Annotated in this window: 1 protein-coding gene; it reads right to left on the reverse strand. The window is 40.8% G+C overall.

The features are described 5' to 3' along the window. On the reverse strand, positions 1-1,113 hold a 1,113-nt coding region (locus H1P_RS33590; protein WP_222427381.1), incomplete at both ends, for a DNA primase family protein.

Consider the following 1,113-nt stretch of genomic DNA (forward strand, 5'->3'; position numbering starts at 1 on the left):
TTATTTGAGATTCCCATACCGTAGTAGATAGCGATCTCTCTTTGCCCAATCCCTTCAATACTGCTTCGATTTTCGTTTCTGGAATACTCAACAGATAAGACGTAAATGCTCCCAATTCCCCTGAAAAATCTTTCATCAAGTCCCGTTTCTTGTGATTGGGGCATTGGTAATCAAAAGGTATCATTTGTACCCTACGAGTTAGCCAAGAACCCAAATTGGTATGAAAAATAGGAAAGTTAGATGTTACTACTGTCAAGCCACCAAAAACATACTCGAAACCATTCTCAAATAGTCTTCTACCAGATAACCTATCCTGACCCGTTAACCGCTTGAAATTACTCATTTTACGGGGTGCTTTATCTTGATCTGGCAAAACAACTAACCTTTTACCAAAGATACGGGCTATTTCGTGCTTATCCTCCAATTCTGATAAATTCATCGTGGCGGTGTTTGATTCCCCCACCAGAGCCGTTAACAGCGTGGTAAAGGTACTTTTTCCACTACCACCTCCACCAATCAGGTGCAGGAATTTCTGTAGGTCATTTCTTCCTCGTAACACTGCTGCGGAGAAACAAAGTAACAATTCTTTATATTCAGAATTTCCTTGAGTAGCTTCGTCCATCCAAGAGGCGATCGCCTTGAATCCTGCTTCGATAATGGTGTAATCCCTGGGAAGCTGCCAAGTAAATCTAAAATCAGGATTATGTTCGTGTAGCTTGTTTGTAGCCAGTTCTAACACTCCGTTCTTGAAGGGCAACCAGTCTGTAGAGGATTTTTCATCCCATTTCCTGATAAATAATTCTCTTTTTAAAGTGCCGATGATATTTTCAACATAAGCGTTAGTACCATATCCCTTGATATTCCGAGCCTTTAGAATGCCGTGTATTTCGGCTGCTAAGTAATCTTTACTAACAAGAGTCCAGATTCCTTCTGTTTCTAAACTGTAGGTTAACCAGGTTTTTAATTCATCACAATATACCCAGCGATCGCTATATTGCTCCGCTATCTCTACACCAACAATGTCTGGTTTTGGTATTTTGTTTCCATCTACGGTGGTGAAGGCATCCGAGCCGTATTTAGAGTACCAATCATCAAAGCAGTAGGCTTGGCTTA

This window comes from Hyella patelloides LEGE 07179 (assembly GCF_900659865.1).
GTDB classification, from domain to species: Bacteria; Cyanobacteriota; Cyanobacteriia; order Cyanobacteriales; family Xenococcaceae; genus Hyella; species Hyella patelloides.